Here is a 15,733-nt window from a genome sequence, read left to right as displayed (position 1 = left end):
GGGAGCACTTGGGGCAGGGACAGCGGTAGTCGGCGCCTTTACCCGTCGGAATGCCCGCTAGTCGGGCCTTGTCGAGCTTTGTCGCCATCAGACCCACGCCACCCGCTTGGGCTTGGCCGCCTCAACGCCTCGCTTGGCGATCGCCTGGGCGCATCGGGTCAGGTAGGCCAGGGGGTCTTGGGTCTCGCTGACTGCCGCCGCAGCGACGGACGGGAGCATGTCTTTCGCCCGCAACCCGTTGGCCCCCAGCATTTTGCCGAACGCCGAACGCGCCTGCTTTTCCGGTATCCCGCCCTGTCGGGTCAGGACGTCAACCGCCTGGTCCCACGCGGCCTTGTCATGATCGACCACGACGCGAACCGCGTCCGAAGATTTATCTTCGGAACCTTCTGTCTCTGTCTCTGTCTTTAGGTTGAGCGGGGCTTGAGCGACCGCTTCGTGATTGTCGTTGTTTTCTTTGGGTTTCGCTCGTTTTTGAGCGCTCTTTCGGCCTCCGTTCGCGCCCGACTCAGCGTTGACTCGGCTTCGGTTCGCCTGCGAGTCGAGCTCCAACCGAACCCGAGCGTTCATCAGGACGTCGCCGGAAAGGCCCTTTTCGACGGTGAGTTTTCCGGCCTGGATCAAGCGGTCGCGGATCGATCGCCAGAGGCGAACGGAGCATCCCAGCCATCCGGCGATAAAGCGTTCATCGTCGGGAACGCCGCCCGCTCGATCGTACATCAGATCCAGCAGCGTCGTGTACGCGCCCCTGTCCTCAAGCGTCAGGCCGCGCATGCCCTCAAGCGCGTCGCGATGGTAACGCGGGTGCCAATCCAAGCGGCTCATGACGAGGCTCCTTCGACTTCCCCAGCCAGGTCGCGGAGGGCGTTCGCCAGCTCGGTCTTTGAAATGTGGATGCGGGCAGCAAGCACGGCGTATCGGATGACCAGGCGCGCGGCCTGACCGTGAGGCTCGTGATCCTCGATGATGCGATTGACTTTGCGGTCGATTGCCGAGATGCCGACGGCGGTGTCCTTGGTCAGGTCACGCCCGGCGCGTTCGGGGAACTGGACGATGGCGTTCATGCGGCGGCCCCATCGCGAACCGCGCGCGGAGCCAAACCGAGCCGCCGGCGCATGTATTTGACCTGATCGAGGCTCAAACCGAGCTGGTCCTGAATCGTCTCGATGGTGTCGCCGCGGTTCCAGGCGTTGCACAGCGCGCGCTCCAGTTCGGCTTTCGACCGTTGGCCTTCGACCTCGGGCTCATCGCGGGGGCCGAGGATGCGCTGCACGCCCTCGATGCTGCACCCCAGGAAGCGCGCGATGGCCTGAGCGCCCGCGCGTTGTCCCAGCCGGGCGCGGGCGTGGATGACGTCGTGCATAGAAGGGGCGCCAATCATGCCGCTTTCTCCCAGGCCGAAGTCTCCGCCAGGGCTTCCCAAGAGGCAGGGAACAGCCCCGCGAGGATGTCGTCGCACATGCCAGCCAGCAGAGCCGTCTCCTGCTGCGCATCCGGCTTCAGGCGCAGGCTGCAGAACCGCGCCCATCCGGCCAGCGAGCCGGTCCAGAACCACTCGGTCAGCATGGATTGCGGCAAGCACATGCGGGCCTGTTCAGGGGCCACGCCGCCATCGATCAGGGTCTGGTAGGTTTCCAGCGCCGTCCGGTGCAGGTCTTCCAGCAGCAGCGATGGCGAAGCGGATGCGCCCTCGCCGAGGTCCACCAGGTGGACGACGCCGCTGCTGCCCTGCTTCGACTTGACCGGCCGTCCGCGCCATTCGGCGGGCGTGAAGAAGTCGGGATCATCGTCGACGTACCGGCGACTGACTTCGTTCTCGACGAAGCCGACCTTGTGCTTGAAGCACTGCGTCCGAACAAAGATCGGGGCGCGGCAGTGTATCGTCACCTGGGGGTGTGCAAATGGGCTCCAGTGGCCATGAGAGGCCAGATAGCGGATCAGTCGGCGGTCGTCCTGCGACAGGATCGTCGAGCGCTTCGCGAAGCTGACGCGCGCGGCGTTCACGACCAGAAGGTCATCGCCAGAGTGGGTGATGTACGAGGCCGCGATCATGCCGCCATGGCCTCCGGTTGCGGGTTCATCAGGCCTTCCAGCCAAGACCGCATCTCGGGCGACATCTGATAGCCCTTGCCCCAGATCGTGGTGATCTGGCCGGGCCAGCCGCCAAGGCGCGCCTTCTTGCGGATCTTGCAGATGAAGACGTCGATGATCTTCTCGACGGGGCCGTCGCCGTTGTCGTGCTGGAAGGCGAGCGTATAGATCGCGTCCTTGAGGGCGATGTCGCGCGACAGGATAATGGCCAGAACCCGCGCCTCTGCAGGCGAGAGACGTAGGGACGCGGCGAGCTTGGCCGCCGTGTCGGGTTCGGCCAGTTCGGCCAGTCGCTGGCGGAGAACCTGCACCTCGTCCAACAGGTCGTCATAGGTCGGCATCATGGCGCGCCTCCCTCAGAACGGAATGTCGTCGTTCAGGTCGTAGCTGTCGCGCGGACCTGAGGACTGGTTGTCGGAAGTGGCGGCAGACCGCTGGCCCTCACCGGAGGGCGCGCCGCCGAGCATGGTCAGGACGCCGTTGAACGGCTTCAGCACGATCTCCGTCGAGTACTTCTCGACGCCCTGCTGATCAGTCCATTTGCGGGTCTGAAGCTGGCCCTCGACGTAGATGGTCGAGCCCTTCTTCAGGTAATTCTCGCAGACCTTGACGATGCCCTCGTTGAAGACCGTGACGCGGTGCCACTCGGTCTTCTCCTTGCGCTCGCCGGAGGACTTGTCCCGCCAGCTCTCGGAGGTGGCGAGGCTGAGGTTGGCGACGCGGTCGCCGTTCTGCATCGTGCGGATTTCGGGGTCGCGCCCGAGGTTGCCGACCAAGATGACCTTGTTGACGCTGCCGGCCATGTCAGGCGGCTCCTTGTTGATGGTGATTGGGCCGCTCCGCACGGTCCCCGACGATCACGACGGAGTCGCCCTCGTTCAGAAGTTCGTCACAGAGCAGGGGCAGGGGATGGTCTTTGACGTAGACGCGGGACTGTCCGTCTCGGCCGCGATAGGCGTTGATGACCGTATGGGTGCGCTGGCGGTTCATCGCGCCACTCCGCGCGGCATCGGCTCGGGCTTGGGCAGACAGGCTGCTTCGGCCGCCATCAGCTCATAGTGTGCGACCTGGAGGGGGCGGGTCGCCTCGCCCATTCGCCTCGTATCTTGCCGGTCCTCAGCAGCTCGATATTCGGCTCGGGCGTGGTCGTAGGCGCGGCGGGCTTTCGCCAGACGGGCGCGGTTGGTCCAGCGGGTGAAGGCGGAGAGGATCATTGGATCACCGGCCTTCCAGTGATGGGGTCGCGCGGCAAACTCTCGTACGGAGTGGCCTTGCACGGCGACGTGGAGGGAAGGATTGCCGACTGGACGAGAAGCAGCAGATCGAAGGCGCGGCCCGCTCGGGCTGCATCCTCGATGTCCCGCATCAGGTGCTCACGATCGCCAAACAGAGGAATGTCGATTTTGCGGGACTTCAGTTCGTTCAGCAGGTCATCGTCGCTGAGCTCGTCTAGGACTTCGTCGGCGTCGACCTCGACGTAGGTACGGATCGTAGCCATCAGCCGACCGCCCGCAGGTGAGCGCCGCGAAGGCCGGCCCGCAGGATCGCGATGCGTTCCTCAAGGTCCGCCAGTTCACGGTCGCAGTTGGAGAAGTCGGCGGCGGATACGTTGCCGTCCGAGAGCGAGGTCTGGACGGCGCCCAGAACGTCGGCCGCCTCCTTCACCAGCCCGCAGGCGTGATGCATCGGATCCGCCACCATCGTCTGGGGCCGGTCGACCTCGGCGGCCTGGGCGTCCGAATAGAGCGCCGTGCCAGCCGCCACCTGAAGGTCGGACATCACGTCCGCGGGCATGCTGACGCCGGGCATGTTCGGGTTCTGGTAGTTGGACAGGACGGTCGCGTTGACCCGGCACAGGCGCGAGGCCCGCTCAAGCCCGCCCACGGCTTCGATCAGCCGCCGGGCCAGGTTCGCATGTTCGATGGGGGTGAGGCGTTCCACTGAATGTTCTCGCTTCGGTTTCGGCTGACGGTGACGCTTCGGGCACGTACTCAGGCGGCGTCAGGCGGAGGTGGTTCGGGTTGGAGATCGTTGGCGACGGGGAGAGGGGCGGGCGCCGGGCGCTGGACGCTCGGGTGGAGCAAGCCCGTCAGTTCCTGGCGGACGACGGCGCGGATCATCTGGAGATCGTCGGGCGTCAGGATGGGCGTCAGCATGGCTCAGCCCTCGCGCCGGTCGCGGTCGGCAAGGCCGATCAGAGTGACGCCGATCACGATCAGAGCGACGTCTGCCCACCAGGGCAGCTCGGCCCCGGCGCGCATGGCGGCGACACCCAGCGAGACGATGGCGATGCGTCCAATGGTTCGGATCACGCCGCCTCCTCTTGGGGAGGGGTGTCGGCATCATTGGCGGCTATAGGGTTTCGCCTTTTAGCCTCCGCCGCGTTGGCAAGTTCCTGGAGGGTCGCCAGTCCAGCTCGCGCTAAAGCGTTCCAGCGGGTCGCCGGGATGCTTTCTCCCCGCCTCCAAGCATGAGCGGTGTTCGGCTCATCACCAATGGCTCGCGCCAATATCGTCGGTCCGCCAGCGTCGTCGATGATCTTTGTGAAGGTCCTCATGGGAAGCGACTGTATGAAAGATACAGTTCGTCCGCAAGGCAAAACTGTAGCCTTCATACAGACGCTTTCCCGTACTTTTCCTACATGGACGCCGACAAGAAAATTAAGGAGCGCGCCGCTCGTCTACGAAAGTCGCGCAAGCTGGCTGGAGTGCCCAGCGCTGCCGAAGCCGTACGTCGGTTTGGATTTCAGAAGAACAGCTACCCTGCCCATGAGAACGGCAACGCGACATTTAGTTTTGACAACGCCCAAGAATATGCGGAGGCCTACAGAGTAAGCGCCGAATGGCTCTACAGCGGAAAAGGGCCAATGGTGCATGGGCGGCCCACCCGCATTCCGATTCTTGGCAAGGTCGCGGCAGGGTTCGAAGGCGAGTTTGCGGATGACTTCGCAATGGGCGATGCGGACGATTGGCTTGAGGACGCCGGGGTCGATGTGATGATTGCACTCAGGGTCGAGGGCGACAGCATGGTTCCTCTCGCTCACGACGGCGACATTGCTGTCTTCGGAGCCAAGAGGGACAATCCCCAAGACTTGGTGAACCGCCGCGTTATGGCGCGGCTGTCTGATGGCCGGAAGCTCTTCAAGATTCTGCGGCCTGGCAGAAAGGCCGGCACCTACGATCTCTACAGCTTGAACTCGGCCTATGATCCGATCGAGGACGCGAAGCTCGAATGGGTGCTTCCTCTTGAACGGCTGCACGTCCGGTGAAGGCTATTTGCGTAGCCTGCATTGCGGTTGTTGCAGCAATCGGCCTAGGAGCCGCCGGCCAGCCCTCTGAAGACCTCGCCGATCACGCCCCAGTAGAACAGCGCCATGCCGCTAACGAGAAAGCACAAGAGCACGACGGCGCCAGCGTCGCTATTGCGACACCGAAAGGCAGCGGGCAAGGCAGCGCAGACCAGAATGAAGCCCATGACCGCACTAGCCAGGTGGAGCAGTCGGACCTTAAAGCCCAGTGGATCATGGCGATTTGCGCGGGCCTCCAACTCGCCCTGACCGCGTTCGGGCTTCTTTACATCCGGAACACACTCAGGGCGAACAACCTCGCTGTGCAAGAGGCGCAGAGAGGGAATGAGGTTGCCGCCGCGATGGTGATTGCCTCCCAGGAACAGTTCTTCACTGAGCGGAGACCTTGGATGGCTCAGCGGACGCTGGAGCCTGTAGTGCCCCACGATAACTTTGAGTTCGCCTTTAAGACCCACTTCGAGAACGTCGGCGCTTCGCCGGCCTTTGACGTCGCCGTAATTTTCGACATGGACGTTGATGACTACAGTTTCACGCCCATTGAGGAATCGTACAGCCAATTCATCCAGAGCAGGATGCGAAGTCATAAGGGGGGCGAGGTCGTCTTTCCCGGTGACGACCACATCGTGACCCACCACCTGCAGTTTTCGCTGCGACAGCTTCGGGAGCGGGACGCAGCCTGGGCCAAGCGGGAAATCGAGAAGCCCGGCCTCACAGCTCGTGTCTTCTACGCGGTGCTGTATCGGTCTCCGGTTGAAGGTGTGGACGGCTTGAAAACCATCCATCACACTGGCGGGTTCTTCAATCTTACCGATTGGAAGGGACCGATCCTCGTCGGAGCGCCGAACCTCCCCGAAAATGTCAGCATGATTGCGCGTCGGACTACTGCCGACTTCCTGGTGAGCTAACGCGGCAGCAAGAATGGCGGCGATGATCACTGTGTATCACCTGCCGGTGTCACGTCGGCGGGGCGTATCCAAGCACCGATGCGCGAGCTAAAGCCCTCATCAATGAGGCTCGGTTTAAACTCGTGCACAAGTTCACCGTATTCCTCGTAAAGCCAGATCGTTTGCAGTTCTAGGCGCCCGCCGATGACTCTTAGGCGATGGTCGTCTAGCGCCCAGGCGACGTCATAATGGCGAAGCCGATGCCTCGCGGCTTCGATCACCAGCGCCTCGTATTTCGCCACGATCTCGCAGGCTTCTGATTCGGTCATGGGTGTGCGTCCTTTCCTGTCGCACCGACCAAATAGCATGAAGATGTACAAAACATACATTTTTCGCTTGCGTGGGAAATGTATGAAACATACAGTCACTCCATTGAAACGGAGTGACCCATGTCCTTCAAGGCCGCCACCACCCAACGCCGCCCCGGAAAGCACGAAGCCGCGCTTCGCCTGCTGCCGGAAGGCGCACAGATCGCCGATCAAATCTGGAACGTGCCGGTCACCGACGCCGTCCTGACCGCCCGCAAGATGGCGCTGCATGCCGGATCGTCGGCTGCCGCCCTGCGCGACTTCGGCCCGCACAACAATCAGGTCGGTGACGCCGCCATCCGCGCCGCCCTCTACGACCTGCAGGCGATGGAAGAGGGCAGGGCGAACGCCGACCTCGACTATCTGATCTCGGTGGCCAAGGGCGACGCCCTGACCGCCTATCTCGCCCGCAAGGAAATCGGAGAGCGCAAGGCCGCTGAATGGCGCCGTGAGCTGACCGTGGCGAAGGCTGCGATGTTCTCGACGGGGATCGCAGCGTGAGGCTCCCCGAATGGAATGACCTGTCGAATGACCAGCGCGAGGCTATCGTGGCGGTCGTTGACTATAACGTCGGCGGCACCGAAGCCGAGCACTTCGCCGGGCAGATCGGTCTCGATGTCTATCTGAAGGTTCGCGAACTCGTCACAGTCGAACTGCCCCCACTGACTGCGGCGTTCCATGAGGGTGGCGCGGTCACGAGCGTCTTCGCCGTGTCAGACAGCGCCGACTTCGATCCGGCCGGTGGCGAGTACGGTCCCGGCAAGACTTGCATCACGTGGACCTTTGCCTGTCCGCGCCGGACAGTCGTTGGACCGGGCCTCTACGAGCTGAGGTTTGTCCGCGCGCTGACGCCCGAGGAAAGCGCTCGGTCTCTTACTGGCGGCGTCGGAGCCGTGCTCGCCGGTCTAGGCGATCACGGTCAAGCGGAGGCATCGGCATGAACCGCATCCGCGCCATCACCGCCCTGAAGGACAGCGTGGGCCCTACAGCCGTTGACGCCGCCATCGAGGCGATCCGAGACTTCCGCGAACGCTGGGGGCCGACCTGCGAGCCTGAAGAGGACGCGCTGACCCGCGAAATCCTCGGGACGCTGATCGAGCTTCAGGTCCGCTCCGTCACCCAGGCCGTCCGGCTGGGCGAGGCTATGAGCCGCCGCCTGAACGCCGCGAACGACGCCGACCCCACCACCCCTGACACAGACCCTTCCGGTTCGGCCCTGGCTGTTCCGGTGAGCATGGGAGCCGCAGCGTGACGACACCGACCACCTTTCCCGTTCCTGAGTTTTCCGACGTGCAGATCGCGTTTGGGGCCAGCCAAGGCGCCTACCTGACCCGCGAGCAAATGGGCGACGACTTCTACTGCGACCGCAACGACTTCACGCGTCATGCTCAGGGCCTGTTCTTCAACGGCGGACCCATCCTTCCGGCCGGCCGGCGCTGGAAGCCGGAAATAGACCGCGTCAAGGCGGCTCGCGCGATCAAGGCGCTGCTGTCGTCATTCGACCCTAAGCACGAGGTCAAGATCGGCACGGTTGGCTTTGCTCTTTGCCACTGGACGGTAGCGGGTGAAGAGCCAGTGCCCGCCAAGACGCCGCATCAGGCCCAACGCAAGAAGGCCCGCAAGCCGAAGGGCAAAGGCCGTGCGTTCGCGAGGGCCGCAGCGTGATCGACATCCGCATCATCCCGGCCGATCCGCTGTTCCCTGCCGCCCGCGCCACCGGCAACCGTGACCGCTCCATGCCGGTCGTCGGGTCCGCTGATCCGGTCGGGCATTGGGGCGACCCGCGCACCGCGCCGTTCGACGCCCGCGCCACGCCTTTTCGGCTTCTGGCCCTCGTCCCCGCTCTGCTGGCCTGCATGGCGCCCGTCGCCGCGCTGGCCCTGCTGTGGAGCCGCCTGCCGTGACCAGAAGCGACGCTGTTCAACGCTCTTGGGAGACGCGGCGCACCCTCCACGGTGCAGCCGGGCATCGTCTGCCGTTTAGGCAAACGTCTCCCTTCGCAGAGCGACTGGTCAAGAATGTCTATCACGACGCCATGACGGGGTGCTGGCTGTACGACGGGCACACCGTGTCCGGATACCCCGTCGTCAGGTTCCGACAGAAAGCCGTCCTGGTTCACCGGGCATCGTGGGAACATCACCACGGGCCGATACCCAAAGGAATGTTCGTTTGCCACCGGTGCGACACACCGGCCTGCTGCAATCCTGACCATCTGTTCTTGGGGACGCCCAAAGACAACCATGCCGACATGGTCCGGAAGGGGCGGAGCACCCGCCCCCCAGCCGCCCATGGAAGCGCAAACGCGAATGCGAACCTGACTGAGGCCGACATCGGCCCGATATGCGCGGCCTATCAGGCTGGTGCGTCTGGGACGGAGATTGCGGCTCGCTACGGCGTCAACGCGAAGACGATCGGCAAGGTTCTGACGGGGAAATCGTGGGCGCACGTGGCAGTGCCGAGGCCGCGAGCAGGGGCCACAAGAAACTCAAGCCGAAACCGGCCCACGGGCGTGATCAAGTGGAAGCGCGTCCGATGAACATTGAACGTGAAGCCATGGCCGCCAAGGCACTGCGTGAAAGCCTCGCCGCGCTGATCGAGAACGACGAGGGCTTGGCGCTCGACATGATCGAGGGCGAAACCTCGCTGGTCGAATGCGTTGACGCCCTTCTGGAAGCAAACACCCAGGACGCAGTGATCGTCGCCGGCGCCGAGAAAGTCGTCGCTGACCTGGAAGCACGCGCCAGGCGCGTCGAGGACCGCATCAGAATACGCCGGGGCTTGATCGAGCAGGCGATGGTCATCGCGGAGATCAAGAAGCTGGAGCGCCCGGCCGCGACGCTCTCCCTGACCAACCGGCCCGCCTCTCTGATCGTGTCCGACGAGGCCGCCATTCCGTCGCGCTTCTGGGTCGCCGCCGATCCGAAGCTGGATCGCAAAGCTCTGAGCGCCGCGCTGAAAGACGGCGAGGCCGTCACCGGCGCCACGCTGTCCAACGCCGCCCCATCCCTAACTGTGAGGGTCAAATGACCAACGTCGCTGTCCTGCCGACCTCGGCCTTGTCGTCCCAGCAAATCACGCTGATCCGCCGCACCATCGCCAACGACTGCAACGATGCTGAGTTCGACCTGTTCATGGCCGCCGCGCGCTCGGCCGGGCTGGATCCGTTCCGCAAGCAGATCAGCCCGCTCGTCTTCAACAAGAACAAGCCCGACAAGCGCCGTATGTCGATCATCACCACGATCGACGGCCTGCGCGTCATCGCAGCTCGGTCGGGCCGGTATCGCCCTGACGAGAACGAACCCGGCCTGTCCTATGACCCGGCCGAGAAGTCGCCGACCAACCCCCTCGGTCTGATCAAGGCCGTCGTGAAGGTCTATATCGACGACAAGCCGGTGACCGGCGTCGCCTATTGGGACGAGTTTGCGCCGATCTCCGACGAGTGGGGCGAAGACCCGGCGACCGGCCGCCGCAAGCCTACCGGCAAGAAGACGCTGGACACGGGCGGCAACTGGGGGCGGATGCCCCGCGTGATGCTGGCGAAGTGCGCGGAGGCCCAAGCATTGCGCAAGGCGTTCCCCGAGGACATGAGCGGCCTCTACGAGGGTGCGGAACTGGATCAGGCGCGGGCGTCGGACGTGCTGCCGTCTGAGGCTGTCGCCACCCAGGACCGAGACGACCGGCTGGCCCGCATCGGCGGCGCCAACGCCATCCTGTTCCAGCTCTTCCCGAATGCGCCGCTCGAAAACGTCGTGCTGGGTCAGGTTTTCGACCGGCTGGCCGAACGGGTCAGCGAGATCGAGAGCCTGCAACTGCTGGATTGGTTCGAGAGCGCCAACCGCGCGCCGCTGCAAGAGTTCTGGGCGCGAGCCGGCGGCGACGCCCTGGAGCTGAAGAAGCTGATCGAGCGCAAGCGCATCGAGCTTGATCGGGTGCCGGTGTGAGCGCGCCGCTGCCCTATGAATGGGACGGCGAGGCCATGCGCGTCCTGCCGGGCTTTCAGCGCCAGGCCGATCAGCTGTTCACCATCGGCGAGCGCTATCGGCTGGCGCCCGTCGAGGAACGCTCGGGCGCATCGCACCGCCATTTCTTTGCAGCGGTCAACGAGGCGTGGGCCAATCTGCCCGAGCGGCTGGCGGCTCACTATCCCACCGCCGAGCACCTGCGCGCCCGCGCCTTGATCGAGGCCGGCTACTGCACGATCGCGGATTACGTCTGCTCCTCCCGCGCCGAAGCCGTGCGCTGGGCCGCGAACCTCCGCGCCGAAGCCAGCGAATACGCCCTGGTCGTCATCAGCGAGACCGTGGTGCGGGTGTTCAAGCCCAAGAGCCAATCGGTCAAGGCAATGGGCCGGGAGGAGTTCCAGGCCAGCAAGGACGCCGTGTTCAACGCTCTGGCGAAGATGATCGGTGTCACGACGACCGAGCTTCAGAACCACGCGGAGGCCGCGTAATGGCCCGCTCAACCGAAGAATGGATCGGCAAGACCGACGACACGCCCATCCCGGCCCGCGTCCGTCTGCGCGTATTCGAAGCCCACAAGGGCGTCTGCCACATCAGCGGACGAAAGATCGCGGCCGGCGAGCCCTGGGACTGCGATCACGTCATGGCCCTGATCAACGGCGGGGAGAACCGGGAGAGCAACCTCGCCCCGGCCCTCCGCGAGAAGCACCGCGAGAAGACGGCCGAGGACGTGGCCCTGAAATCCAAGGTCTATCGCCAGCGCGCAAAGCACCTGGGGCTGTGGCCGAAATCGAAAACGAAGTGGGCGAAGCGCGGCTTTGAAAATAGCCGTGGCGCCGCCTCTTCCTCCAACAGGGAGGGCTAGAGGATGGGCGCTGCATCAGCACGCGGCCTGTTCCGGGCGACTGGCAAAGCGTCGAAGCCGGTCGCTGTGCGGTCTGGCGTGGACCTCGCGGCTGCGTTCATTCCGGTCGAAGGTCAGTCGTTCAGTTGCGAGCAAGACTGGATCAACCGGGCAACCCGCGCCCTGACGCGCCACCCGCAGTATCGGAACACCGAGCACGGCGAAACCAAAGGTTGGCGCGGCCCGCACTTCACCGCGCTCTGCTTCGACCAGGCCGGAAACCGCATGCGGAACGGCGGCGATTTCAAGCGCGCCGCGAACGAGGCCACCTATCCCGTCTGGTGGATTTGGCCTGATCAGATTGAACCGCTGCTCCGCGCCCAATCGGAGGCCCGCGTCTGATGTCCGGGCTGAGCGAGCGCCTGGAGCGCGAACCCGACTATCGCCCCTACTGCCTGAACTGCTCGACCATGCAGCGCATGACGCTCGACCAGAAAGCCGGGCGCCGGATCATGCGGTGCGAGATCGCGCCAGAGACGCACTACGGCGCCACCTACCTCGCGACGGCGCTGGGCATTCAGCCGCGCGTCGGCTGCGGCATTGAGTTCGACATCCAGACCGGGGAGCGCGTCTGATGGGGGAGAAGCAGGGACATACGAGCGCGCTCGACTGGACCGAGACAACCTTCGACGCCGCCCACAAAGGCGAGTTCGCCGAACAGGTTCACGGTCACACCTGGCACGTCCGCATCTTTTGGGCCGCCGAGCCGGTCAGGGATGCGCGCTTCATGCACGCGCGCCTGCGTCAGTACCTGGAGGCCACCTTCGAACATCGGCTGCTAGATGATGTGATCGCCGATCCGACCAACTACGGCGTGGCGAAAGCACTGCTCCAGCTCATGGGCGACGACATCACCGTCATCGAGGTCTGGCGCGGCGGCATCTGCCCGTGCGGCGTGAGGGTGGAGCGATGAGCGCACTTGCTCCCGCGGCCTATCACGGCACGCCGATCACTCCGTATTCGGTCCTGCACGCTCTCGGGCGTCGGGATTACTGCGTGTCCTACTTCCGGCCCGATCAAGTCGAGTGGATCGACGCCAATGCCCGGTCGTGGTTCGCCGACAACGGCATCTTCTCGGCCTGGATGAAAGGGACGGAGTTCAGTGACGCCTACTGGCAGGCCTATTACGACTTCTGCCGGCGCTGGTGCCTAGGCGGCAATTGCGCGTGGGCCGTTATCCCTGACCCGATTGGAACGGGGACACAGGAACTCGACTACTTCATCCGCGAGTGGCCCGCTGACCTGAAAGATTATGGCGTTCCGGTCTATCACCTGGACGAGCCTATCGAGCGCGCCGTTGCTCTGCTGGAGCGCTTCGGCCGCCTTTGCGTCGGGGCCACCGGCGAGTATCGCACCATCCTGTCTCTGCCGTTCTGCGAGCGCATGGACGAGCTGTTCGACGCGATCCATGCCGCTTTTGGTCAGATCCCGCCGATCCACTTCTTCCGCGGCCTTCAGCTTCTGAAGCCCGGCTGCGACTGGCCCATCACGTCGGCTGACAGCACCGACATCGCCCGCAATCACAACCGCCGCAAAGGTCTCGGGCCGCACTACCTCTGGGCCGTGCAGCAGGCGGCCGGACGCTGGGACGCTATGGCCGCGAGCCGGTCCCTGCAATGGCCGCCTGAGCGGCTTTCTCAGCAACAACTTTTCGGAGCCGCCGCATGACCCAAGCCCCCACACCCGGCCCGCTGTCGGCTGAAGATTGGGCCTCGTTGGCCGATTTGCACACGCTCAAGGGATGGTTGCATGGCGTCTCGTTGACACCTGACTGGAACGACGTGGTCGCCGATGGTGGCGTCACTGTCGCAATGGTCGTTCAGCAAGAGGCCGGGCAGATGGCTTCTCGCGTCGGACGGGTGATCGACAACTTCCGCCTCGCCCCCACCGCTCCGGTCGAAGCGAGCGGGTCGGAGCGGGAGGACGAAGACGCGATTGAGGTCGAGGACATGGAGTGGCCCGAAAGCCCCCTGGCCAATGACCTGTATCAGCACATTCAATCGCAGTTCTGCTTGCATCCCGACGAGGCGGCCGAAGAGACTGGCGAAGTGTTGTCGATCCTCGCCAAGCACGGTGTCGATCCGACCAAACTACCCCTGAGCCAGCAGGGGGATGTCGTTGGCGATCCCGTGCGCCGAGTGCTTGCGCGCCTCTGCAAGACACTGAAACGGCCCTATGGAGACTCCCTCTCCACCACCCCCGCCCAAGCCGAGGCCCAGGACGAAGGGGCGGAAATGACTCGACTGTTGAAGTTGGCAGATTCTGCATTGGCGAATGTGACGGCCTTTGAGGACGACGCCCGCTACATCATGGGCAACACCAACTACGCGATCACAGAAAATGCCAGGTCTGAAATCAGAAGTTTCCTTCTCGCGCAGAGCGCCAAAACCTCAGTTCGACCGAAAGCCTTAGAAATCTTGGAGCGCCTGCTAGATCATTCTGGCGCGCGCGGATCGTTCGACGCCATGAAGCACGGAGATGCAGTGAAAGACGCGGAGGAACTGCTTCGTTCGGCGCGGTCGCCGGGCCACACGGACCTTATGGTCACACCTGAAAGCATCGACGCATACATGAGGGTTAACCCCATGGAGGCCCAGGACGAAGGGGCGGCGGGGGAGTTGAAGCCATGCCCGTTCTGTGGCGGTGAAGCTGAGATCATCCATTTGGATGACGGAGATAACGCGGGCGGTTCTTGCGTCTGTTGCACCAAGTGTCAGGCATCGGGAAACGTCGAGTTTGGACGCAAGGAGAACTTTGTCGACAACTGGAACCGCCGCGCCCACCCATCCCCGCCCCCCGCCGCCGATGCCGACAGGGTGCGGGAGTTGGAGGGTGAAGTGACCCATCTGCGTGACGCCCTGCTGGGCATCGCGGAAAGCGACCATTACCGCCGCTATCCCAAGCAGCACGAAGACGGCGGCGTTCGTGGTCAGTCGGGGTTAAGAGCCGTTCGCGCTCTCACTGGACAGCACGGAAGCTACATCAATGATGATGAAGTGCGCCGGCTGGACGTGGAGAAGCGAGCCGCCCTGAAATCGACCGCCGCGAAGGAAGGGGGGAAGTCGTGAGGGTGCTCGACCTGTTCAGTGCTGCGGCCGGCGGATGGTCGCTCGGCCTTCACCGGGCCGGATTTCAAACTGTGGCCGCCTGCGAATGGATCGACTGGCGCCGCACCCTCTACGCCGAGAACAACCCCGGAGTGCTGATCTATGACGACGTCCGGACGCTCACCGGCGAACGACTGCTTGCCGACCTTGGAACTCTTCCCGACATCGTCGTTGGGTCACCCCCCTGCCAGGACATCAGCAGCGCCAACACCAAGGGTAAAGGCGTCGACGGCGAAAGGTCGGGCCTCTTCTTCGAAGCCGTCCGCATCATCGGAGAGGTCCGCCCTCGTTGGTTCGCTCTTGAGAACAGCGCTAACCTCCGAACTCGCGGCGCTGACCGGGTTCTCGGTGAGTTGGAGGGCCTCGACTACGCCTGCTGGGCGGTCGTGGTTGGTGGCGACAACATCGGTGCCAATCATGAGCGGAAGCGCTCTTGGGTCATCGGCTGTGACGTCGAGCAGCTTGATGCACACCCCCACAACCAAGGCCAACTTCGGCGCTCCGTCCATGCAGAAGTGGGAGAGTTGCAAGCCGTGGGCAATCATTGCCGAGGGCACGATGCTGCCGACGCCTATGGCCTCGGACGGCATGAAGGACGGAGCGGGAGGGGGGGCCGGTTCGACGTATCCATTTCGGAAGATCCTCGCCACGCCGCGGAAGACGGACGCAGATCGGGGCTTTCGGGGCGACGTGCTGGCTCAACTGACGAACCAGAACAATCGCCATGCGGGAATGGCGCAGGAAGCCCTGCCGACGCCGACCAAGCGGGACAAGCGGATGGATCGCTGGTCTCCAGCCTACGACAAGCGGAAATCGCCAACGATGGATGCGGTTCTGGACGGGGCGATGACCGATCGCTCGCCGGACAAGTGGGCCTACGCCCGTCAGATCGCGGCGCTGCTCTCCAACACAGGGCTGACTGGTCCCTCGATGACCTTGCCCGTCACATACGGCTGGATGATGGGCTACCCGCCTGGCTGGCTGAGCAGCGCATTGCGGTCGGCGGTCCTCGCGGGACGTCTGCCGCTAGCCTCATCGTCGAAGCGTTCGGCGACGCCGTCCTCCCCCAAATCCCAGAAGCAATAGGCCGGGCCATCCTCCGCACGGAGGCAG

The 15,733-nt window shown here is 64.1% G+C and carries 32 protein-coding genes and 1 pseudogene; 19 read left to right on the top strand and 14 right to left on the bottom strand.

Annotation, left to right across the window (positions count from 1 at the left end; all coding sequences use genetic code 11):
* Positions 1–87: 87 nt before the first annotated feature.
* Genes LG306_RS13640 through LG306_RS13580 form a run of 13 tightly spaced genes read right to left on the bottom strand, consistent with a single transcriptional unit; the run spans position 88 to position 4,648 of the window.
* Positions 88–825, bottom strand: a complete 738-nt coding sequence (locus tag LG306_RS13640) for a DUF1376 domain-containing protein (protein WP_404415498.1) — start codon at positions 823–825, stop codon at positions 88–90.
* Complete coding sequence (locus LG306_RS13635) at positions 822–1,064, bottom strand: hypothetical protein (RefSeq protein ID WP_404415495.1); 243 nt, start codon at positions 1,062–1,064, stop codon at positions 822–824. Before LG306_RS13635 ends, LG306_RS13640 begins: the two co-directional genes overlap by 4 nt.
* The gene (locus tag LG306_RS13630; RefSeq protein ID WP_404415493.1) at positions 1,061–1,363 is read right to left on the bottom strand and encodes a hypothetical protein; all 303 of its coding nucleotides are present in this window, start codon (positions 1,361–1,363) and stop codon (positions 1,061–1,063) included. Before LG306_RS13630 ends, LG306_RS13635 begins: the two co-directional genes overlap by 4 nt.
* A gap of 14 nt (positions 1,364–1,377) precedes the next feature.
* A complete protein-coding gene (gene thyX, locus LG306_RS13625) occupies positions 1,378–2,052 on the bottom strand; it encodes an FAD-dependent thymidylate synthase (protein ID WP_404415490.1) in 675 nt (224 codons plus the stop codon).
* Entirely contained in the window at positions 2,049–2,435 is a 387-nt protein-coding gene (locus LG306_RS13620; RefSeq protein ID WP_404415488.1) for a helix-turn-helix domain-containing protein, read from the bottom strand. Before LG306_RS13620 ends, thyX begins: the two co-directional genes overlap by 4 nt.
* Positions 2,436–2,447: 12 nt before the next feature.
* The gene (ssb, locus tag LG306_RS13615; RefSeq protein ID WP_404415485.1) at positions 2,448–2,894 is read right to left on the bottom strand and encodes a single-stranded DNA-binding protein; all 447 of its coding nucleotides are present in this window, start codon (positions 2,892–2,894) and stop codon (positions 2,448–2,450) included.
* A gap of 1 nt (position 2,895) precedes the next feature.
* The gene (locus LG306_RS13610; RefSeq protein WP_404415482.1) at positions 2,896–3,081 is read right to left on the bottom strand and encodes a hypothetical protein; all 186 of its coding nucleotides are present in this window, start codon (positions 3,079–3,081) and stop codon (positions 2,896–2,898) included.
* Complete coding sequence (locus tag LG306_RS13605) at positions 3,078–3,305, bottom strand: hypothetical protein (protein ID WP_404415479.1); 228 nt, start codon at positions 3,303–3,305, stop codon at positions 3,078–3,080. The genes LG306_RS13610 and LG306_RS13605 overlap by 4 nt, the downstream gene beginning before the upstream one ends.
* Positions 3,302–3,589 carry a hypothetical protein gene (locus tag LG306_RS13600; protein ID WP_404415477.1) on the bottom strand — a complete coding sequence of 96 codons (288 nt, stop codon included), beginning with the start codon at positions 3,587–3,589 and terminating at the stop codon, positions 3,302–3,304. Before LG306_RS13600 ends, LG306_RS13605 begins: the two co-directional genes overlap by 4 nt.
* Positions 3,589–4,032, bottom strand: a complete 444-nt coding sequence (locus tag LG306_RS13595) for a hypothetical protein (RefSeq protein WP_404415474.1) — start codon at positions 4,030–4,032, stop codon at positions 3,589–3,591. Before LG306_RS13595 ends, LG306_RS13600 begins: the two co-directional genes overlap by 1 nt.
* A 50-nt stretch (positions 4,033–4,082) precedes the next feature.
* A complete protein-coding gene (locus LG306_RS13590) occupies positions 4,083–4,247 on the bottom strand; it encodes a hypothetical protein (protein WP_404415471.1) in 165 nt (54 codons plus the stop codon).
* Positions 4,248–4,250: 3 nt separating this feature from the next.
* Positions 4,251–4,403: a hypothetical protein gene (locus tag LG306_RS13585; protein WP_404415469.1), complete on the bottom strand. Its 153-nt coding sequence runs from the start codon at positions 4,401–4,403 to the stop codon at positions 4,251–4,253.
* On the bottom strand, positions 4,400–4,648 hold the full coding sequence (locus LG306_RS13580; RefSeq protein ID WP_404415466.1) for a carph-isopro domain-containing protein: 249 nt from the start codon (positions 4,646–4,648) through the stop codon (positions 4,400–4,402). The genes LG306_RS13585 and LG306_RS13580 overlap by 4 nt, the downstream gene beginning before the upstream one ends.
* Positions 4,649–4,732: 84 nt before the next feature.
* Here LG306_RS13580 and LG306_RS13575 point away from each other — a divergent pair, with 84 nt between their 5' ends.
* A complete protein-coding gene (locus LG306_RS13575; protein ID WP_404415463.1) occupies positions 4,733–5,359 on the top strand; it encodes a helix-turn-helix transcriptional regulator in 627 nt (208 codons plus the stop codon).
* Positions 5,356–6,303 (top strand): hypothetical protein, encoded by a 948-nt coding sequence (locus LG306_RS13570; RefSeq protein WP_404415460.1) that lies wholly within the window; start codon positions 5,356–5,358, stop codon positions 6,301–6,303. Before LG306_RS13575 ends, LG306_RS13570 begins: the two co-directional genes overlap by 4 nt.
* 26 nt (positions 6,304–6,329) lie before the next feature.
* Here the strand turns inward: LG306_RS13570 and LG306_RS13565 are convergent, their stop codons facing one another.
* Complete coding sequence (locus tag LG306_RS13565) at positions 6,330–6,611, bottom strand: hypothetical protein (protein WP_404415457.1); 282 nt, start codon at positions 6,609–6,611, stop codon at positions 6,330–6,332.
* 120 nt (positions 6,612–6,731) lie between these two features.
* On the opposite strand from LG306_RS13565, the gene LG306_RS13560 reads away from it, so the two are divergent.
* From LG306_RS13560 to LG306_RS13480, 17 genes and pseudogenes are all read left to right on the top strand, one after another.
* Positions 6,732–7,151, top strand: a complete 420-nt coding sequence (locus LG306_RS13560; protein WP_404415455.1) for a hypothetical protein — start codon at positions 6,732–6,734, stop codon at positions 7,149–7,151.
* A complete protein-coding gene (locus tag LG306_RS13555) occupies positions 7,148–7,591 on the top strand; it encodes a hypothetical protein (RefSeq protein ID WP_404415452.1) in 444 nt (147 codons plus the stop codon). Before LG306_RS13560 ends, LG306_RS13555 begins: the two co-directional genes overlap by 4 nt.
* A complete protein-coding gene (locus tag LG306_RS13550) occupies positions 7,588–7,902 on the top strand; it encodes a hypothetical protein (RefSeq protein ID WP_404415449.1) in 315 nt (104 codons plus the stop codon). The genes LG306_RS13555 and LG306_RS13550 overlap by 4 nt, the downstream gene beginning before the upstream one ends.
* Positions 7,899–8,315 carry a hypothetical protein gene (locus tag LG306_RS13545; protein WP_404415447.1) on the top strand — a complete coding sequence of 139 codons (417 nt, stop codon included), beginning with the start codon at positions 7,899–7,901 and terminating at the stop codon, positions 8,313–8,315. Before LG306_RS13550 ends, LG306_RS13545 begins: the two co-directional genes overlap by 4 nt.
* The gene (locus tag LG306_RS13540) at positions 8,312–8,554 is read left to right on the top strand and encodes a hypothetical protein (RefSeq protein WP_404415444.1); all 243 of its coding nucleotides are present in this window, start codon (positions 8,312–8,314) and stop codon (positions 8,552–8,554) included. The genes LG306_RS13545 and LG306_RS13540 overlap by 4 nt, the downstream gene beginning before the upstream one ends.
* Positions 8,555–8,685: 131 nt before the next feature.
* The gene (locus LG306_RS13535) at positions 8,686–9,186 is read left to right on the top strand and encodes an HNH endonuclease signature motif containing protein (RefSeq protein ID WP_404415441.1); all 501 of its coding nucleotides are present in this window, start codon (positions 8,686–8,688) and stop codon (positions 9,184–9,186) included.
* Positions 9,087–9,677 (top strand): siphovirus Gp157 family protein, encoded by a 591-nt coding sequence (locus tag LG306_RS13530; protein ID WP_404415439.1) that lies wholly within the window; start codon positions 9,087–9,089, stop codon positions 9,675–9,677. Before LG306_RS13535 ends, LG306_RS13530 begins: the two co-directional genes overlap by 100 nt.
* A complete protein-coding gene (bet, locus tag LG306_RS13525; RefSeq protein ID WP_404415436.1) occupies positions 9,674–10,591 on the top strand; it encodes a phage recombination protein Bet in 918 nt (305 codons plus the stop codon). Before LG306_RS13530 ends, bet begins: the two co-directional genes overlap by 4 nt.
* Positions 10,588–11,100 carry a hypothetical protein gene (locus tag LG306_RS13520; RefSeq protein WP_404415433.1) on the top strand — a complete coding sequence of 171 codons (513 nt, stop codon included), beginning with the start codon at positions 10,588–10,590 and terminating at the stop codon, positions 11,098–11,100. Before bet ends, LG306_RS13520 begins: the two co-directional genes overlap by 4 nt.
* Complete coding sequence (locus tag LG306_RS13515) at positions 11,100–11,474, top strand: HNH endonuclease (protein ID WP_404415431.1); 375 nt, start codon at positions 11,100–11,102, stop codon at positions 11,472–11,474. Before LG306_RS13520 ends, LG306_RS13515 begins: the two co-directional genes overlap by 1 nt.
* A gap of 3 nt (positions 11,475–11,477) precedes the next feature.
* Positions 11,478–11,855: a hypothetical protein gene (locus LG306_RS13510; protein WP_404415428.1), complete on the top strand. Its 378-nt coding sequence runs from the start codon at positions 11,478–11,480 to the stop codon at positions 11,853–11,855.
* Entirely contained in the window at positions 11,855–12,088 is a 234-nt protein-coding gene (locus tag LG306_RS13505; protein WP_404415425.1) for a hypothetical protein, read from the top strand. The genes LG306_RS13510 and LG306_RS13505 overlap by 1 nt, the downstream gene beginning before the upstream one ends.
* Positions 12,088–12,426, top strand: coding sequence for a 6-carboxytetrahydropterin synthase (locus LG306_RS13500; RefSeq protein WP_404415422.1), 339 nt, complete (start codon positions 12,088–12,090; stop codon positions 12,424–12,426). The genes LG306_RS13505 and LG306_RS13500 overlap by 1 nt, the downstream gene beginning before the upstream one ends.
* Positions 12,423–13,181, top strand: a complete 759-nt coding sequence (locus LG306_RS13495) for a hypothetical protein (protein ID WP_404415419.1) — start codon at positions 12,423–12,425, stop codon at positions 13,179–13,181. The genes LG306_RS13500 and LG306_RS13495 overlap by 4 nt, the downstream gene beginning before the upstream one ends.
* Positions 13,178–14,581 carry a Lar family restriction alleviation protein gene (locus tag LG306_RS13490; protein WP_404415416.1) on the top strand — a complete coding sequence of 468 codons (1,404 nt, stop codon included), beginning with the start codon at positions 13,178–13,180 and terminating at the stop codon, positions 14,579–14,581. The genes LG306_RS13495 and LG306_RS13490 overlap by 4 nt, the downstream gene beginning before the upstream one ends.
* Positions 14,578–15,024: pseudogene (locus tag LG306_RS13485) on the top strand (DNA cytosine methyltransferase); the annotation flags it as partial. The gene LG306_RS13490 and the pseudogene LG306_RS13485, both read left to right, overlap by 4 nt.
* Positions 15,025–15,082: 58 nt before the next feature.
* A complete protein-coding gene (locus LG306_RS13480; protein WP_404419770.1) occupies positions 15,083–15,706 on the top strand; it encodes a hypothetical protein in 624 nt (207 codons plus the stop codon).
* The last annotated feature ends 27 nt before the right edge of the window (positions 15,707–15,733 follow it).

It is taken from the genome of Brevundimonas vesicularis, assembly GCF_044807075.1.
Classification (GTDB): Bacteria; Pseudomonadota; Alphaproteobacteria; order Caulobacterales; family Caulobacteraceae; genus Brevundimonas; species Brevundimonas vesicularis_G.
This window is presented reverse-complemented; position numbering and strand designations above follow the sequence as displayed.

Excerpts from the sequence above, each read along its gene's own strand:
- LG306_RS13640 (WP_404415498.1), bottom strand. The coding sequence starts at position 825 with ATGAGCCGCTTGGATTGGCACCCGCGTTACCATCGCGACGCGCTTGAG.
- LG306_RS13610 (WP_404415482.1), bottom strand. The coding sequence starts at position 3,081 with ATGAACCGCCAGCGCACCCATACGGTCATCAACGCCTATCGCGGCCGA.
- LG306_RS13635 (WP_404415495.1), bottom strand. The coding sequence starts at position 1,064 with ATGAACGCCATCGTCCAGTTCCCCGAACGCGCCGGGCGTGACCTGACC.
- LG306_RS13560 (WP_404415455.1), top strand. The coding sequence starts at position 6,732 with ATGTCCTTCAAGGCCGCCACCACCCAACGCCGCCCCGGAAAGCACGAA.
- LG306_RS13535 (WP_404415441.1), top strand. The coding sequence starts at position 8,686 with ATGACGGGGTGCTGGCTGTACGACGGGCACACCGTGTCCGGATACCCC.
- LG306_RS13580 (WP_404415466.1), bottom strand. The coding sequence starts at position 4,648 with ATGAGGACCTTCACAAAGATCATCGACGACGCTGGCGGACCGACGATA.
- LG306_RS13600 (WP_404415477.1), bottom strand. The coding sequence starts at position 3,589 with ATGGCTACGATCCGTACCTACGTCGAGGTCGACGCCGACGAAGTCCTA.
- LG306_RS13515 (WP_404415431.1), top strand. The coding sequence starts at position 11,100 with ATGGCCCGCTCAACCGAAGAATGGATCGGCAAGACCGACGACACGCCC.
- LG306_RS13550 (WP_404415449.1), top strand. The coding sequence starts at position 7,588 with ATGAACCGCATCCGCGCCATCACCGCCCTGAAGGACAGCGTGGGCCCT.
- LG306_RS13510 (WP_404415428.1), top strand. The coding sequence starts at position 11,478 with ATGGGCGCTGCATCAGCACGCGGCCTGTTCCGGGCGACTGGCAAAGCG.
- LG306_RS13490 (WP_404415416.1), top strand. The coding sequence starts at position 13,178 with ATGACCCAAGCCCCCACACCCGGCCCGCTGTCGGCTGAAGATTGGGCC.
- bet (WP_404415436.1), top strand. The coding sequence starts at position 9,674 with ATGACCAACGTCGCTGTCCTGCCGACCTCGGCCTTGTCGTCCCAGCAA.
- LG306_RS13575 (WP_404415463.1), top strand. The coding sequence starts at position 4,733 with ATGGACGCCGACAAGAAAATTAAGGAGCGCGCCGCTCGTCTACGAAAG.
- ssb (WP_404415485.1), bottom strand. The coding sequence starts at position 2,894 with ATGGCCGGCAGCGTCAACAAGGTCATCTTGGTCGGCAACCTCGGGCGC.
- LG306_RS13620 (WP_404415488.1), bottom strand. The coding sequence starts at position 2,435 with ATGATGCCGACCTATGACGACCTGTTGGACGAGGTGCAGGTTCTCCGC.
- LG306_RS13590 (WP_404415471.1), bottom strand. The coding sequence starts at position 4,247 with ATGCTGACGCCCATCCTGACGCCCGACGATCTCCAGATGATCCGCGCC.
- LG306_RS13500 (WP_404415422.1), top strand. The coding sequence starts at position 12,088 with ATGGGGGAGAAGCAGGGACATACGAGCGCGCTCGACTGGACCGAGACA.
- LG306_RS13605 (WP_404415479.1), bottom strand. The coding sequence starts at position 3,305 with ATGATCCTCTCCGCCTTCACCCGCTGGACCAACCGCGCCCGTCTGGCG.
- LG306_RS13505 (WP_404415425.1), top strand. The coding sequence starts at position 11,855 with ATGTCCGGGCTGAGCGAGCGCCTGGAGCGCGAACCCGACTATCGCCCC.
- LG306_RS13495 (WP_404415419.1), top strand. The coding sequence starts at position 12,423 with ATGAGCGCACTTGCTCCCGCGGCCTATCACGGCACGCCGATCACTCCG.
- LG306_RS13630 (WP_404415493.1), bottom strand. The coding sequence starts at position 1,363 with ATGCACGACGTCATCCACGCCCGCGCCCGGCTGGGACAACGCGCGGGC.
- thyX (WP_404415490.1), bottom strand. The coding sequence starts at position 2,052 with ATGATCGCGGCCTCGTACATCACCCACTCTGGCGATGACCTTCTGGTC.
- LG306_RS13565 (WP_404415457.1), bottom strand. The coding sequence starts at position 6,611 with ATGACCGAATCAGAAGCCTGCGAGATCGTGGCGAAATACGAGGCGCTG.